Annotated in this window: 12 protein-coding genes; 8 read left to right on the forward strand and 4 right to left on the reverse strand. The window is 56.6% G+C overall.

Going from position 1 to position 15790, the window contains the following annotated elements:
• The first annotated feature begins 167 nt into the window (after positions 1-167).
• Positions 168-1439, forward strand: a complete 1272-nt coding sequence (locus IOD17_RS00005) for a protein kinase domain-containing protein (protein ID WP_233683076.1) — start codon at positions 168-170, stop codon at positions 1437-1439.
• A gap of 505 nt (positions 1440-1944) precedes the next feature.
• Here the strand turns inward: IOD17_RS00005 and gyrB are convergent.
• From gyrB to dnaA, 4 genes are read right to left on the reverse strand one after another with little or no spacing between them, the layout of a single operon-like run.
• Positions 1945-4362 (reverse strand): DNA topoisomerase (ATP-hydrolyzing) subunit B, encoded by a 2418-nt coding sequence (gene gyrB, locus IOD17_RS00010; protein WP_233683077.1) that lies wholly within the window; start codon positions 4360-4362, stop codon positions 1945-1947.
• A 4-nt stretch (positions 4363-4366) separates the two neighbouring features.
• Positions 4367-5470, reverse strand: coding sequence for a DNA replication/repair protein RecF (recF, locus tag IOD17_RS00015; protein ID WP_233683078.1), 1104 nt, complete (start codon positions 5468-5470; stop codon positions 4367-4369).
• A gap of 7 nt (positions 5471-5477) precedes the next feature.
• Entirely contained in the window at positions 5478-6581 is a 1104-nt protein-coding gene (gene dnaN, locus IOD17_RS00020) for a DNA polymerase III subunit beta (RefSeq protein WP_233683079.1), read from the reverse strand.
• A 31-nt stretch (positions 6582-6612) separates the two neighbouring features.
• On the reverse strand, positions 6613-8082 hold the full coding sequence (dnaA, locus tag IOD17_RS00025; RefSeq protein ID WP_233683080.1) for a chromosomal replication initiator protein DnaA: 1470 nt from the start codon (positions 8080-8082) through the stop codon (positions 6613-6615).
• Between the two features lie 522 nt (positions 8083-8604).
• Here dnaA and rpmH point away from each other — a divergent pair.
• From rpmH to rsmG, 7 genes are all read left to right on the forward strand, one after another.
• Positions 8605-8739 (forward strand): 50S ribosomal protein L34, encoded by a 135-nt coding sequence (gene rpmH / locus IOD17_RS00030; RefSeq protein ID WP_002551315.1) that lies wholly within the window; start codon positions 8605-8607, stop codon positions 8737-8739.
• An 11-nt stretch (positions 8740-8750) separates the two neighbouring features.
• Complete coding sequence (gene rnpA / locus IOD17_RS00035) at positions 8751-9155, forward strand: ribonuclease P protein component (RefSeq protein WP_418904242.1); 405 nt, start codon at positions 8751-8753, stop codon at positions 9153-9155.
• Positions 9148-9393, forward strand: a complete 246-nt coding sequence (yidD, locus tag IOD17_RS00040; protein WP_233683082.1) for a membrane protein insertion efficiency factor YidD — start codon at positions 9148-9150, stop codon at positions 9391-9393. Before rnpA ends, yidD begins: the two co-directional genes overlap by 8 nt.
• A gap of 2 nt (positions 9394-9395) precedes the next feature.
• Positions 9396-11147 (forward strand): membrane protein insertase YidC, encoded by a 1752-nt coding sequence (gene yidC / locus IOD17_RS00045; RefSeq protein ID WP_233683083.1) that lies wholly within the window; start codon positions 9396-9398, stop codon positions 11145-11147.
• A gap of 75 nt (positions 11148-11222) precedes the next feature.
• Positions 11223-12590 carry a tRNA uridine-5-carboxymethylaminomethyl(34) synthesis GTPase MnmE gene (mnmE, locus tag IOD17_RS00050; protein WP_233683084.1) on the forward strand — a complete coding sequence of 456 codons (1368 nt, stop codon included), beginning with the start codon at positions 11223-11225 and terminating at the stop codon, positions 12588-12590.
• 657 nt (positions 12591-13247) lie between these two features.
• The gene (gene mnmG, locus IOD17_RS00055; RefSeq protein ID WP_233683085.1) at positions 13248-15140 is read left to right on the forward strand and encodes a tRNA uridine-5-carboxymethylaminomethyl(34) synthesis enzyme MnmG; all 1893 of its coding nucleotides are present in this window, start codon (positions 13248-13250) and stop codon (positions 15138-15140) included.
• Positions 15140-15787 carry a 16S rRNA (guanine(527)-N(7))-methyltransferase RsmG gene (rsmG, locus tag IOD17_RS00060; RefSeq protein ID WP_233683086.1) on the forward strand — a complete coding sequence of 216 codons (648 nt, stop codon included), beginning with the start codon at positions 15140-15142 and terminating at the stop codon, positions 15785-15787. Before mnmG ends, rsmG begins: the two co-directional genes overlap by 1 nt.
• The last annotated feature ends 3 nt before the right edge of the window (positions 15788-15790 follow it).

The raw sequence follows: 15790 nt of genomic DNA on the forward strand, positions 1-15790 counted from the left end.
TCGCGCTCGGTCACTTGCTTGACCGCTTCGATCTTGAATTCTTCGGGGTAACGCTGGTTGCTCATGGCACCTCCTAATGGGCCTCAATTATGAGGCTCGGAGGTCTCTAGGGAAGCGGGGCCTATTCAGGCATCCATCGCCGTGGAGCCACACTGGGCAGGGTTTCCGTGAACTCAATCTATCTCACTGATGCCGGTGAGGTTTGCTTTATCGACGTCCTGAACAACCATAGCGCTGGCGACGACATCGACCTCATCACCTCGTTGTTTAAACCCTTGGTCGACACTCTTCATTTGGAAATCTCCGGAAGCAACGATGCAGAAGGGCAGACGGCCTCAGAGCGCTTATCGCACTTGATCGCAAACCTGATGAGCGAGGGAGCTTCAACTGCACTTGCTGCGGCAGAAGCTCCTTTTGAGGCTGAGCCAGGTGCAGTTCTCGATAATCGTTATGAATTAGTCGAGCAGGTCGATGAGGATGCATTCTCAAGCATCTGGCGGTCTCGTCACGTCGCTGGACGCTTCGATTGCGCGGTTCAGATCTATGACGATGCAGATGAAGTTTGGGAGCTGGTGGCTGATCAATATCATCAGCTCGCTCAGATTTATCATCCTGCACTGGAGCGGGTATTCGATCTTGCTCGAATTCCCAGTACCGATGCTTATTTCATCAGTCGAGCATGGGCGAGTGGTGAGACGCTCTTTGACCAAGCGTCTATCAGTGCCGACGAGTTCCGGCACTGGCTGGAGCAATTACTCGCGGGGCTTGGCTATCTACACAGGCTGGGGTTCACCCATAGGAACATAACCCCGCTCAACATACTCGTGGATGGTGTCAGAGCTACCTTGGTCGGCATGAGTTCCCTGCCAGCCGAAGATCGTCGAATGGGTGATCTTCGATACAAATCTCCAAGTGTTATCGAACAGGGCTGGTCTGCTTTTGCAGATTTGTACGCGCTTTGGGCTTCATTGCTGGATGGCCTACAACCCGGCGTATTGAAGCAAGCAGGGGGCGATCTTGAGCGTGCGATACAGCAAGTCACTCACCCTGCACTGAATGATGGCCTGAAGGCCAAAGTAGCAAAGCTGCTGCACGAAGGCACTGCGTTCCATGCTGATGATTACGTTGCATGGTTTGGGCTGGATATCACTGCCCAGCAGACCAAAGATCTACCCGACGCGTTTGCCAAAAAATGGGGTATCAGCAAGGGCTACATGACGTTCTTGGTTGTGGACATGTTGAACGATCAACGACCCCGCATTCGTAGCCAATGGGTTATCGATGCGTTGAGAACCAGGCGTATACCGGGAAACAAAACCAACAAAGCCTCGATGAATTCGACCTTCAGCAGGATGAAATCAGCCGGAATCGTTGAGGAGCACAAGACCAAGCACCGCCTGACTGAAGCCTTCTTGGCCGACTGGAACACCGGCCAGTAGCGGCTTCAAGCTAAGCAAAAAGCCCCTGCGGACTCGCGTCAGCAGGGGCTTCTATTTTTAGGCTATCGCCAAATTACTTTGACCGAACCGCTTAACTTTGGCCGAAAGGGCAAATAACTTTGTCCACCTCCAGCAGGGTGGCAGGGTGGCAGGGTGGCAGGGTGGCAGGCACATCAGCATGCGGTTCGTTTTAAAGAAGCCGCAAGCGTGTCGCATCGTACTGCCCATCAAGTCATCACTGATGGGTGATGCCCTTTTGATTGGCATAAATTGAAGCGCCCTAGCCGCCCCGCCGAATCTCCCAGAATTCGTCCACGCCAAAACGAGATTTATCGCCTCTTCCTTGTAGCTTCACTACACAGCTCGCCTATGGGTGGTTGTGTGGCTATGCCTAAAAGCCTGATCTACAAAGAAAAACCCCGGCGCTAGGCCGGGGTAGTGACAGAAATTGTCATGACAATAACTCGTTAAATCATGCCAATTAACCTGCCCGTCGACAACCGGATCAGAAGTCCAGGTTGGATACCGCCAGGGCGTTGGTCTCGATAAAGTCACGACGCGGCTCTACCGCATCACCCATCAGCGTGTTGAAGATCTGATCAGCTGCGATCGCATCCTCGATACGCACCTTGAGCATACGGCGCACTTCAGGGTCCATGGTGGTTTCCCAAAGCTGATCCGGGTTCATCTCGCCCAACCCTTTATAGCGCTGGATGCTGTGGCGCTTGGTGCTTTCAGCCATCAGCCAGGCCAGCGCATCCTTGAAGGTAGTGACCGCTTTCTTGCGCTCGCCACGCTGCACATAGGCACCTTCTTCCAGCAGGTTGTTGAGCTGATCGCCCAGGCTGGTAACGGTCTTGTAGTCGTTACTGGCAAAGAAGTCGCGGTTGAAGATGATGTAGCTGGATACCCCATGGGAGACCAGTTCAACCTGCGGCAGCCAGAGGTGACGTTCCTGATCTTCATGCAGGCTGGTTTTGTATACCAGGCCGGATTTTTCCATCCCCTTGAGACGACCATCGAGCAGGCCCAGCCATTGTTCCATGGCGGCTTTGTCGGCCAGTTGCTCGGTCTCTACGCGCGGGATGTGGACGAAGTGTTCAGTCAGTTCGATCGGGTACAGACGCGACAGACGCTTGAGGGTTTTCATCACCAGGCGGTAATCATTGACCAACCGCTCCAGCGATTCACCGGACAGACCCGGCGCACCTTCATTGACGTGCAGGCTGGCCTCTTCCAGGGCCGACTGCGTCATGTACTCATCCATGGCGTCGTCGTCCTTGATGTACTGCTCCTGCTTGCCTTTCTTGACCTTGTACAGCGGCGGTTGAGCAATGTAGATGTAGCCGCGCTCAACCAGCTCCGGCAACTGACGGAAGAAGAAGGTCAGCAGCAGAGTGCGGATGTGCGAACCGTCGACGTCGGCGTCGGTCATGATGATGATGTTGTGGTAGCGCAGCTTGTCGATGTTGTACTCATCGCGGCCGATGCCACAGCCCAGGGCGGTGATCAGGGTGCCAACTTCCTGGGAGGAAATCATCTTGTCGAAACGGGCTTTCTCGACGTTGAGGATCTTGCCCTTGAGCGGCAGAATCGCCTGAGTCTTGCGGTTACGGCCCTGCTTGGCAGAACCGCCCGCGGAGTCCCCTTCCACAATATAGAGTTCGGAAAGGGCAGGGTCTTTCTCCTGGCAGTCAGCCAGTTTGCCCGGTAGGCCGGCGATATCCAGCGCGCCTTTACGGCGGGTCATTTCGCGGGCCTTACGCGCTGCTTCACGAGCACGCGCAGCGTCGATCATCTTGCCGACTACGGCCTTGGCTTCGTTGGGGTTTTCCAACAGGAAGTCGGAGAAGTACTTGCCCATTTCCTGCTCGACTGCAGTTTTCACTTCGCTGGAAACCAGCTTGTCCTTGGTCTGCGAGCTGAATTTAGGGTCCGGCACTTTTACCGAAATGATCGCGGTCAGGCCTTCACGAGCATCGTCACCCGTGGTGGCGATTTTGTGCTTCTTGGCCAGACCTTCCTGCTCGATATAGGCATTCAGGTTACGCGTCAACGCTGAACGGAAGCCGGCGAGGTGAGTACCACCATCGCGCTGCGGAATGTTGTTGGTGAAGCACAGCAAGTTCTCGTTGAAGCTGTCGTTCCACTGCAGGGCGACTTCTACCCCCACACCGTCGTCACGCTGCACGGTGAAGTGGAACACCTGGTTGACCGCAGTCTTGTTGTGGTTGAGGTATTCAACGAAGGCACGCAGACCACCTTCGTACTTGAACAGTTCTTCCTTGCCGCTGCGTTCATCCTTGAGCAGGATGCCGACACCGGAGTTGAGGAACGACAGTTCGCGCAGACGCTTAGCCAGAATATCCCAGCTGAAATGGATATTGGCGAAGGTCTCTTCGGATGGTTTGAAGTGGATCTGCGTACCGGTGGTGTCACTGTCGCCAACCGTGGCAATGGGTGCTGTGGGCACACCATGCACATAGGTCTGCTCCCAGATCTTGCCACTGCGGCGGATGGTCAGAACCAGTTCCTTGGACAGCGCGTTAACCACGGAAACACCCACACCGTGCAGACCGCCAGAAACCTTGTAGCTGTTGTCGTCGAACTTACCGCCTGCGTGCAGGACGGTCATGATCACTTCAGCAGCGGAAACGCCTTCTTCCTTGTGGATATCCACCGGAATACCGCGACCATTGTCACGCACGCTGATCGATTCATCCGGGTGGATGGTGATGGTGATTTCACTGCAATGACCGGCCAAGGCTTCGTCAATCGAGTTATCGACCACCTCGAACACCATGTGGTGCAGACCGCTGCCATCGTCGGTATCGCCGATGTACATACCAGGCCGCTTGCGTACGGCATCCAGGCCCTTAAGGACCTTAATGTTATTGGAGTCGTACGTTTGGTTTTCGCTCATGCCTTCACTCCCGGTGGTCGTGGGTCTGGGTGATGCCACCATGTTCCACGTGGAACATGGCAACTGGCGTATCCGTGCGCCAGCCTTCCCTCAACAATTCATGGTCTACACAGGTGATAAACACCTGGCAGTGCAAGTCTTCCAACAATCGACACAACGCACGACGGTGCTGCTCATCCAGTTCTGACGGCAAGTCATCCACCAGATAAATGCATTGGCCGTGCTTGGCCTGATTCACTAAATGCCCCTGGGCAATGCGCAGGGCACATACAACCAACTTCTGCTGCCCACGCGAAAGTATCTCGGCGGCATTGTGCGCTCCCAAACGCAACCTGAGATCAGCACGTTGGGGCCCTGCCTGGGTATGGCCCAGTTGCTGATCACGGGAGAGGGTAGAGGCGAGTACTGTGTTCAACTCACGCTCTTTATCCCACCCGCGGTAGTAGCTGAGGGTCAGCCCCTCCAGCTCAACCAACTCGTTCAGGGTACGCTCGAAAACCGGTTTCAAGGCCTGAATATAGGCGCGTCGATAACCGTCAATTTCGTCGCTGGCCAGGCATAACTCTCGGTCCCAGGCCGCTTGCGAAGCGGCGTCAAGTGTACCATGCCGCAGCCATGAGTTCCGCTGACGAAGGGCCTTCTGCAGGCGCTGCCAGGCTGGGAGAAAACGAGGTTCCACGTGGAACACTCCCCAGTCGAGAAACTGCCTACGAATCTTCGGTGCACCTTCGAGCAAACGGAAACTATCTGGATTGATCAACTGCAGCGGCAGCGTCTCAGCAAGCTGCGCAGCGCTGCGCGCATTCTGCCCATCGATACGAATCTGAAACTCACCCTGACGATCCCGTGAAATCCCCAGGTTACTTTGCCGGCCATCCGCTAACTGCACCTGACCGAAAATCGTGCAAGCCGTCTGCTCGTACTGAATGACCGGAAGCAAGCGTGTGCTGCGAAACGAACGGGCCAAACCCAACAGGTGAATGGCTTCGAGCAGGCTGGTTTTACCGCTGCCGTTGGCGCCGGAGAGGATATTGATACGCGGGGAGGGGGAGAGGGTCACCGGGTGCAGGTTACGCACCGCGGTGACGGTAAAGCGAGTAAGGGACATTCAGTGGTTACAGACGCATCGGCATAACAACATAAGAAGAGTCGTCGTTGTCCGCTTCCTGTACCAGGGCACTGCTGTTGGCATCGGAGAGGATCAGACGCACCTGGTCGGTGGTCATCACACTCAGCACGTCGAGCAGATAGCTGACGTTGAAGCCAATCTCCAACGCGCTGCCGTTGTAATCCACCGCAATTTCTTCTTCGGCTTCTTCCTGCTCCGGGTTGTTGGCCTGAATTTTCAGCAAGCCAGATTCCAGTTGCAGGCGGATACCACGGTATTTCTCGTTGGACAGAATCGCGGTACGGCTGAATGCTTCACGCAAGCCCTGACGGTCGGCGACCACCAGCTTGTCGCCACCACGCGGCAACACTCGCTCGTAATCCGGGAATTTGCCGTCGACCAGTTTCGAGGTGAAGGTGAACTCGCCAGTGGTGGCACGGATATGGTGCTGACCGAGAACGATGCTGACGCTGCCGTCCTGCTCTGTGAGCAAGCGGGCCAGTTCAAGAATACCTTTGCGCGGCACAATAACTTGATGCCGTTCGACCTGTTCAATGGCTGCCTCCATCGAGCACATGGCCAGACGGTGACCATCGGTAGCCACCGCACGGAGGATGCCGGTCTGTACTTCCAGCAGCATGCCATTGAGGTAATAGCGCACGTCTTGCTGCGCCATGGCAAAGCTGGTGCGCTCGATCAGGCGACGCAGCCGGCTTTGTACCAGGCTGAAGGTCAGCGAGCCTGGGCCTTCCTCAACTGTCGGGAAATCATTAGCGGGCAGGGTGGACAGGCTGAAGCGGCTGCGGCCGGCTTTGACCAGTAGCTTCTGCTCGTCGATACGGATATCGATCAGCGCGTCAGACGGCAGACTTTTACAGATGTCCATCAGCTTGCGCGCCGGTACGGTGATCTCACCCGGCTGCGCAGGCTCTTCCAGAGTCACGCGACCGACCAACTCGACTTCCAGGTCGGTACCGGTCAGCGACAGCTGCTGGCCTTCGACCACCAAGAGCACGTTAGAAAGAACCGGCAAGGTCTGACGGCGTTCCACGACGCCGGCGACCAGTTGCAGAGGTTTCAACAAGGCTTCGCGTTGAATGGTGAAATGCATGGTCTAGTCCCTTGCCTAGTGGAGTTGCGTATTAAGTAGTCAGCGTACGCAGCAAATTCTTATAGTCCTCGCGGATGTCCGCGTCGGATTCTTTAAGTTCAGCAATCTTACGGCATGCATGCAATACCGTTGTGTGATCGCGGCCGCCGAAGGCGTCACCAATTTCCGGCAGGCTGTGGTTGGTCAGCTCTTTCGACAACGCCATGGCCACCTGACGCGGGCGCGCGACTGAACGCGAGCGGCGCTTGGACAGCAGATCAGAAATCTTGATCTTGTAATACTCGGCCACGGTGCGCTGGATATTGTCGATGCTGACCAGCTTGTCCTGCAGGGCCAACAGGTCCTTGAGCGACTCGCGGATCAACTCGATGGTAATGTCCCGGCCCATGAAGTGCGAGTGGGCGATGACACGCTTCAACGCGCCTTCCAGCTCACGCACGTTGGAGCGAATGCGCTGGGCAATAAAGAAGGCCGCATCATGCGGCAGATCGACTTTGGCCTGATCGGCCTTCTTCATCAGAATCGCCACGCGGGTTTCCAGCTCCGGCGGCTCGACGGCTACCGTCAGCCCCCAACCGAAGCGTGACTTGAGTCGTTCTTCCAGGCCTTCGATTTCTTTCGGGTAACGGTCGCTGGTAAGAATCACCTGCTGACCACCTTCGAGCAAAGCGTTGAAGGTATGGAAGAACTCTTCCTGGGAGCGCTCTTTTTTGGCAAAGAATTGAATGTCATCGATCAGCAGCGCATCCACCGAACGGTAGAAGCGCTTGAACTCGTTGATCGCGTTCAGTTGCAAGGCCTTGACCATGTCCGCGACAAAGCGCTCGGAATGCAGGTACACCACCTTGGCATTCGGATTCTTCGCAAGCAGGTGATTACCCACCGCATGCATCAAGTGGGTTTTCCCCAAGCCCACGCCACCGTAAAGGAACAGCGGGTTGTAACCGTGCTTGGGATTGTCCGCCACCTGCCAGGCTGCCGCGCGGGCCAACTGGTTGGATTTACCTTCGACGAAGTTATCGAAGGTAAAAGTGCGGTTCAGGTAGCTGGTGTGCTTCAGGCCACCTTCTACCTGCACTGTGCGTTCAGTACGCACTGGCGCTTGCTGACTGGCCGCACCGGCCATGGAGTCGAAGCTTGCGCGCGACGGCTCACTGCCAGCGCCGTTCGCAGCCAAACCGGCAGGCGGAGTCGGCGTATCCAACGAAGGTACTGCCGGAGTAGCTACAGGTGCTGCTGCACGCGGGGCGCTGCTGCGTTTACTGCCTATTAATAAGGAAAGATCCGGAACCAGACCATTGGTCCGTTCCGTGAGCAGCTCAAGCAGGCGACTGAGGTATTTCTCATTGACCCAATCAAGAACAAAACGATTGGGCGCATATACGCGAAGCTGATCGCCTTCGGCTTCGACCTGCAGTGGGCGGATCCAGGTGTTGAATTGCTGAGCAGGCAGCTCATCGCGCAAAAGCTCGACGCACTGTTGCCAAAGTTCCACAGACACGGACATCCCCTAAAATCGAAAGGCGCGAGGCAAAAAACAGCCGTCATTGTAGCTGTCGAGGGTCGAGTTATCCACATGTAAGCATGCGTAGGCACAAGGAAAATCAAGGTCTTATCATGCATGTCAGTTATCCAACACCACAGCTAAAGGCTGTGGATAACCAAACCTAAGCTCTAGGGATAAGCCCGGGTAAAAACCAGTGGACAACCCTGCTGTGGGTAAAATTGCATTTCATCCTCAGCTTGTGCGCGGTTTCCACACAGTTGCAGCACCTCTTTCTGACAGACTTACCCTTGGAGATAAGCCTTTAAAACCGTGGCCTTCAGGTACTTATGCACAGAACCTGACATAGCTAATAGCTTCTAACGCTACTAAACATCTTTAAATATTCTCTTCTTTATATTTCTTTATTCAGGAAAAGCCTGGTTGGAAATTGACCTGACCCTCGGGTTTCTCTAGAATTGCCGGTCTCTTAAAACGGGGGCCATTCCGGCCCGTAGTCGACCACCCAGGTACCGCACCATGAAACGTACTTTCCAACCCAGCACTATCAAACGCGCTCGCACCCACGGTTTCCGTGCTCGTATGGCCACCAAGAACGGCCGTGCTGTCCTGTCGCGTCGCCGCGCCAAGGGCCGTAAGCGTCTCGCCGTCTAAATTTCGGTCTTGTGGTGAGTCGAGACTTCAGTCGGGAAAAGCGTCTGCTAACTCCCCGGCAATTCAAGGCAGTCTTCGACTCCCCTAGCGGCAAAGCTCCAGGCAAAAATGTCCTGCTGCTGGCGCGCAACAATGAGCTGGATCACCCCCGTCTGGGCCTGGTGATTGGCAAGAAGAGCGTCAAGCTCTCGGTTGAGCGCAATCGTCTGAAACGCCAGATCCGCGAATCGTTCCGCCTGAACCAGGACAATCTGGTTGGATGGGACATCGTGGTGGTTGCGCGTAAAGGCCTTGGTGATCTGGAAAACGTCGAACTGGCCCGCCAGTTTGGCAAGCTCTGGAAACGCCTCGAACGCAGCAAGCCAAGCCCGGAAGCCGTCGCAATACCCGGGGTGAACGACAGTCCCCATGCGTAAACTGGCTTTGCTTCCCATCCAGTTCTACCGCTACGCCATCAGCCCCTTGATGGCCAGCCACTGTCGTTTCTACCCAAGCTGTTCTTGCTACGCGCTTGAAGCCATTGAACATCATGGTGTCATGCGCGGTGGCTGGTTGACTCTGCGTCGGCTTGGCCGCTGTCACCCGTGGAATCCCGGTGGCTACGATCCGGTTCCCTGCGCGAAAACCTCCCGTTCCTCTTCGATGGCCAAATAATCATGGATATTCAACGCTCGATCCTGATCGTCGCCCTGGCAATCGTGTCCTATATGATGGTTCTCCAGTGGAACCAGGACTACGGTCAAGCTGCCCTGCCGACAGAAATTGCCGCGACCAGCAGCACCGTGCCTGGTTTACCGGATACTCCTGCTGCGACTTCAACCTCAGCTGGCAGCGACGATATTCCGAGCGCCACAGCTGTTGTTGAACCCAGCGCCATCAGTGCCGCACCTGCTGCTGCCAGCGATGAGCTGATTCGCGTCAAGACCGATGTGCTGGACCTGGCCATCGACCCGCGCGGTGGTGATGTGGTGCAACTGCGTCTGCCGCAATACCCACGTCGTCAGGATCGCCCGGACGTGCCGTTCCAGTTGTTCGACAACGGTGGCGAACGCACCTACCTGGCACAGAGTGGCCTGATCGGCAGCAATGCGCCGGACAAATCCAGCGGTCGTGCACTATGGAGCAGCGAGCAGAAGAACTATGCACTGGTCGACGGCCAGGATCAGCTGCAGGTTGATCTCAAGCTCAGTGAAGACGGCGTCAATTACATCAAGCGCTTTACCTTCAAGCGTGGTTTGAACGCTGAGTGTTCGGCCAAAGAGCAGCAACAGAAGAAACCTGGCTGCATTGATCCGTCTTCCTATCAGGTAACTGTCAGCTATCTGATCGACAACCAGAGCGGTCAAGCCTGGAGCGGCAACATGTTTGCCCAGCTCAAGCGCGATGGCAGCGACGATCCGTCCTCCACCACCGCCACCGGCACCGCGACTTACCTCGGTGGTGCGCTGTGGACTGCCGAAGAGCCGTACAAAAAAGTGTCGATGAAAGACATCGACAAACAAGCCTTCAAAGAAACCGTTCAAGGAGGCTGGGTTGCCTGGCTACAGCATTACTTCGTCACTGCTTGGATCCCAAGCAAAGACAGCACTAACCAAGTACAGACCCGCAAAGACAGCCAAGGCAACTACATCGTCGGTTTTACCGGCCCGGCCATTCAGGTTGCTGCCGGCGCTCAGGGTGAAACCAGTGCAGTTCTGTATGCCGGCCCGAAACTACAAGGCCATCTGAAGACGCTGTCCCCAGGTCTTGAGCTGACTGTCGACTACGGCATCCTGTGGTTCCTGGCTCAGCCGATCTTCTGGCTGCTGGAAGTTATCCACAACCTGCTCGGTAACTGGGGCTGGTCGATCATCGTCCTGACACTGATCATCAAACTGATCTTCTTCCCGCTGTCCGCTGCCAGCTACAAGTCAATGGCGCGCATGCGTGCCGTTGCCCCGAAACTGGCACAGCTGAAAGAGCAGTTCGGTGACGATCGCCAGAAAATGTCCCAGGCGATGATGGAGCTGTACAAGAAAGAGAAAATCAACCCGCTGGGCGGTTGCCTGCCAATTCTGGTGCAGATGCCAGTATTCCTCGCCCTGTACTGGGTGCTGCTGGAATCGGTAGAAATGCGTCAGGCGCCATGGCTGCTGTGGATCACCGACCTGTCGATCAAGGATCCGTTTTTCATCCTGCCGATCATCATGGGCGCCACCATGTTTATCCAGCAGCAGCTCAACCCAACACCGCCGGACCCGATGCAAGCCAAGGTGCTGAAAATGATGCCAATCATCTTCACCTTCTTCTTCCTCTGGTTCCCTGCCGGTCTGGTGCTGTACTGGGTAGTCAACAACGTCTTGTCGATCGCTCAGCAGTGGTACATTACCCGCAAGATCGAAGCTGCAACCAAGGCTGCCAACGCCTGAGTCGTACAGGCTTCTAAGCTGTAACAAACGCCCCTTTTCAGGGGCGTTTTGCTATGCCCTATTCAGGAGTGCCACATGCAAACCGTCGCCGAAACCATTGCTGCCGTTGCCACCGCCCAGGGCCGTGGAGGGGTAGGCATCGTGCGGGTGTCCGGGCCATTGGCCAATCAATTGGCGCAGGCAATCTGTCAGCGCGAACTGCAACCGCGCTATGCCCACTACGGGCCGTTCTTCGCCGATGCCAAGCAAGTAATCGATGAAGGCTTGGCCCTGTACTTTCCCGGGCCTAACTCCTTCACCGGTGAAGATGTGCTGGAACTGCAGGGCCATGGCGGCCCAGTGGTGCTCGACCTGCTGCTGCGTCGCTGTGTACAACTCGGCGCACGTCTGGCGCGACCCGGCGAGTTCAGTGAGCGCGCTTTTCTCAATGACAAGCTCGACCTGGCTCAGGCCGAGGCAATTGCCGACCTGATCGAAGCCAGTTCCGAGCAAGCCGCGCGCAATGCCCTGCGCTCACTGCAAGGCGAGTTCTCCCGTCGCGTACATGGTTTGACTGAGCGGCTGATCAGTCTGCGTATCTATGTCGAAGCGGCCATCGATTTTCCCGAAGAAGAAATCGACTTTCTCGCCGATGGCCATGTGCTGGGTCTGCTCGAGGGGGTGCGTACCGACCTCGCCGGTGTGCTGCGTGAAGCCGGCCAGGGCGCACTGCTGCGCGATGGTATGACCGTGGTGATTGCCGGCCGGCCAAATGCCGGCAAGTCCAGCCTACTCAATGCCTTGGCTGGACGTGAGGCCGCTATCGTTACCGAGATCGCTGGTACCACCCGTGACGTGCTACGCGAACATATCCATATCGATGGCATGCCACTGCATGTGGTGGACACCGCCGGCTTGCGTGACACCGAGGATCAGGTCGAACGCATCGGCGTCGAGCGTGCGCTGAAAGCTATTAGCGAAGCTGATCGCATTCTGCTGGTGGTAGATGCTACCGCGCCGGAAGCCGATGATCCCTTTGCCCTGTGGCCAGAATTTCTTGACCAACGACCTGATCCGGCCAAGGTCACCCTGATTCGCAACAAAGCAGACCTAACAGGCGAATCCGTGGCGCTGGAGGTGTGCAATGACGGCCACGTCACCATCAGCCTGTCAGCTAAATCTACAGAGGGCCTGGATCTGCTGAGGGAACATCTGAAAGCCTGCATGGGCTATGAACAGACCTCAGAGAGCTGCTTTAGCGCCCGCCGGCGTCACCTGGAAGCCCTGCGACAGGCGGCCGCTCATCTTAAGCACGGCCATGCCCAGCTAACCCTGGCCGGTGCTGGCGAACTGCTGGCTGAAGACCTGCGCATGGCCCAGCAGGCGCTTGGAGAAATCACCGGCGCGTTCAGTTCCGATGACCTGCTGGGACGAATCTTTTCCAGCTTCTGTATCGGCAAATAACCTCGCTTAGACAGGTAGGATGGGTTAGCGGCGAGACCGTTGAGCCTGGCACCACTGCCCATTCCACCGCCGCGTACCCCATCAGCTGCACAATATTTCTGATGGGTTGCGGCGCATCAAATCCTGCGCCGCATTCGCAATTCCTCCCTGCGGCTAAGCCATCCTACGTCCTGAAATCCCAACTTATGCCATCCAGGCAGGTCTTCACTTGCGCGTAATTGGTACGTCCAGCCATTCATTGGCTCACCTAAGCCCTGTGGAAAACCCGGCCTAAGCCCTGCCTATAACCCGGTGACAAAACAGAGGATAACCGCTGCTGTGGATAACCATAGGTTTCATCCACAGCTTGCGTACGGCAACTGAACAGGCAGGCGTCAGGATCAGCACAGACTTTTTAAACACTGAAAGCCTTTAATTTATTGGTCTGTAGCAATCTATCCACAGAAAAGCTGTTGCTAAGTAATAAACATATAAACAAGGCTTTATAAAAATTCATTCATTTATTCTTTATTAACCGACACACCTACACAGCCCTTTGCCAGCTGGCTATTTTTTGTGCAAAAGGCTTCATTCACACTGGCTTAGTCCCTATACTTGCCGCCTTTCCAGCTTTTCATCCCAAAAGCCCCCCAATTCTCAACAGGCACGAGGTGCGTGGTGGATTTCCCTTCCCGTTTTCAGGTGATCGTCATCGGTGGTGGCCATGCCGGTACCGAAGCCGCATTGGCGGCAGCACGCATGGGTGTCAAAACCCTGCTGCTGACCCATAACGTGGAAACCCTTGGGCAGATGAGCTGTAACCCCGCTATTGGCGGTATCGGCAAAAGCCATCTGGTCAAGGAAATCGACGCCCTCGGCGGTGCCATGGCTGAAGCCACCGACCGCGGTGGCATTCAGTTCCGCGTGTTGAACAGCCGCAAAGGTCCGGCAGTGCGCGCCACCCGCGCTCAGGCCGACCGTGTGCTTTACAAAGCCGCAATTCGCGAAACCCTGGAAAACCAGGCCAACCTGTGGATATTTCAGCAAGCAGCTGATGACCTGATCGTCGAAAACGCCGAAGTCAAAGGTGTAGTCACCCAGATGGGCCTGCGTTTCCTCGCAGATTCCGTGGTGTTGACCACAGGCACCTTCCTCGGTGGACTTATCCACATCGGTCTGCAGAACTACTCCGGCGGTCGCGCCGGTGATCCGCCTTCGATTGCACTAGCGCATCGTCTGCGTGAGTTGCCGCTGCGCGTTGGTCGTCTGAAAACCGGTACGCCGCCACGCATCGATGGTCGATCGGTGGATTTCTCGGTGATGACCGAACAGCCAGGCGATACACCGACACCGTTGATGTCGTTCCTCGGTCGCGCCGAGCAGCAGCCACGCCAGATCAGCTGCTGGATCACCCATACCAACGCGCGCACCCACGAAATCATTGCGGCCAACCTCGACCGCTCGCCGATGTATTCCGGCGTGATCGAAGGTGTTGGTCCGCGCTACTGTCCGTCGATCGAAGACAAGATCCACCGCTTCGCCGACAAAGACAGCCATCAGGTATTTATCGAGCCCGAAGGCCTGAATACCCACGAGCTGTATCCGAATGGCATTTCCACCTCGCTGCCGTTCGATGTGCAGCTGCAGATTGTGCGCAGCATTCGCGGCATGGAAAACGCGCATATCGTGCGTCCCGGCTACGCCATCGAGTACGACTATTTCGACCCGCGTGATCTCAAGTACAGCCTGGAAACCAAGGTGATTGCCGGGTTGTTCTTCGCCGGGCAGATCAACGGCACCACCGGTTACGAAGAAGCCGGTGCGCAAGGTTTGCTCGCGGGCTGTAACGCTGCGCTGCGCGCCCAGGGCAAAGACAGTTGGTGCCCGCGTCGCGATGAGGCTTACATTGGCGTGTTGGTCGATGACCTGATCACCCTGGGTACCCAGGAGCCGTACCGCATGTTCACCTCGCGCGCCGAATACCGGCTGATCCTGCGCGAAGACAATGCCGACCTGCGCCTGACCGAGAAAGGCCGCGAGCTGGGTCTGGTCGATGATGTGCGCTGGGCCGCCTTCGAAGCCAAGCGTGAAGGCATCATTCAAGAAGAACAGCGCCTGAAAAGCACATGGGTGCGTCCGGGGACGCCCCAGGGTGATGCGATTGCCGAGCAGTTCGGTACACCGCTGACCCATGAGTACAATCTGCTCAACCTGCTTTCGCGTCCGGAAATCGATTACGCCGGGCTGGTGGCTATCACCGGTGGTGGTGCGCAAGATCCACAGGTGGCCGAACAGGTCGAAATCAAGACCAAGTACGCCGGCTATATCGACCGCCAGCAGGACGAAATTGCCCGCCTGCGCGCCAGTGAAAACACTAAGTTGCCGAGCGATATCGACTATGCGGCGATTTCCGGGCTGTCCAAGGAAATCCAGCACAAACTCGGCAACAGCCGCCCGGAAACCTTGGGCCAGGCCTCGCGGATTCCCGGAGTCACCCCAGCGGCGATTTCCTTGCTGCTGATCCACCTGAAAAAGCGCACTGCCGGTCAGCAGTTGGAGCACAGCGCCTGATGTCGTTGGTCACCGCACGCCATGCCGAAGAACTCAGCCAGGGCGCTCTGGAGCTGGGTGTTGAACTCAGCGCACAGCAGCACGAGCAGTTGCTCGCCTATCTGGCCCTGCTGATCAAATGGAACAAGGCCTACAACCTCACTGCGGTGCGCGACCCGGATGAAATGGTCTCGCGCCACCTGCTCGACAGCCTGTCGGTGGTGCCTTTCGTCGCCGAGCGCGGTAACAGCTGGCTGGACGTCGGCAGTGGCGGCGGTATGCCAGGCATTCCGCTGGCCATTCTGTTTCCCGAGCGGCAGTTCACCCTGCTCGACTCCAACGGCAAGAAGACCCGCTTCCTGACGCAGGTGAAACTGGAGCTGAAACTGGCCAATCTGCAAGTTATCCACAGCCGGGTTGAAGAGTTCCGACCCGACGTGTCGTTTGCTGGCATCTGCTCACGGGCGTTCAGTTCGCTGGAGGACTTCAGCAACTGGACTCGTCATCTCGGCGACAGCAATAGCGAGTGGCTGGCGATGAAAGGTGTGCACCCGGATGACGAACTGCAGGCCCTGCCATCGGACTTCCGTCTCAGCAGCACTCATGTCCTCAAGGTTCCCGGTTGCCAAGGTCAGCGCCATCTGTTGATACTGCGTCGCTCGGTCTAGGGG

This window comes from Pseudomonas anguilliseptica (assembly GCF_021375795.1).
In the GTDB taxonomy this organism is placed as follows: Bacteria; Pseudomonadota; Gammaproteobacteria; order Pseudomonadales; family Pseudomonadaceae; genus Aquipseudomonas; species Aquipseudomonas anguilliseptica_A.

What these genes read in the sequence shown, in the direction of transcription:
- rpmH (WP_002551315.1), top strand. Translation starts at nt 8,605, where the DNA reads ATGAAACGTACTTTCCAACCCAGCACTATCAAACGCGCTCGCACCCAC.
- mnmE (WP_233683084.1), top strand. Translation starts at nt 11,223, where the DNA reads ATGCAAACCGTCGCCGAAACCATTGCTGCCGTTGCCACCGCCCAGGGC.
- recF (WP_233683078.1), bottom strand. Translation starts at nt 5,470, where the DNA reads ATGTCCCTTACTCGCTTTACCGTCACCGCGGTGCGTAACCTGCACCCG.
- dnaN (WP_233683079.1), bottom strand. Translation starts at nt 6,581, where the DNA reads ATGCATTTCACCATTCAACGCGAAGCCTTGTTGAAACCTCTGCAACTG.
- yidC (WP_233683083.1), top strand. Translation starts at nt 9,396, where the DNA reads ATGGATATTCAACGCTCGATCCTGATCGTCGCCCTGGCAATCGTGTCC.
- yidD (WP_233683082.1), top strand. Translation starts at nt 9,148, where the DNA reads ATGCGTAAACTGGCTTTGCTTCCCATCCAGTTCTACCGCTACGCCATC.
- gyrB (WP_233683077.1), bottom strand. Translation starts at nt 4,362, where the DNA reads ATGAGCGAAAACCAAACGTACGACTCCAATAACATTAAGGTCCTTAAG.
- rsmG (WP_233683086.1), top strand. Translation starts at nt 15,140, where the DNA reads ATGTCGTTGGTCACCGCACGCCATGCCGAAGAACTCAGCCAGGGCGCT.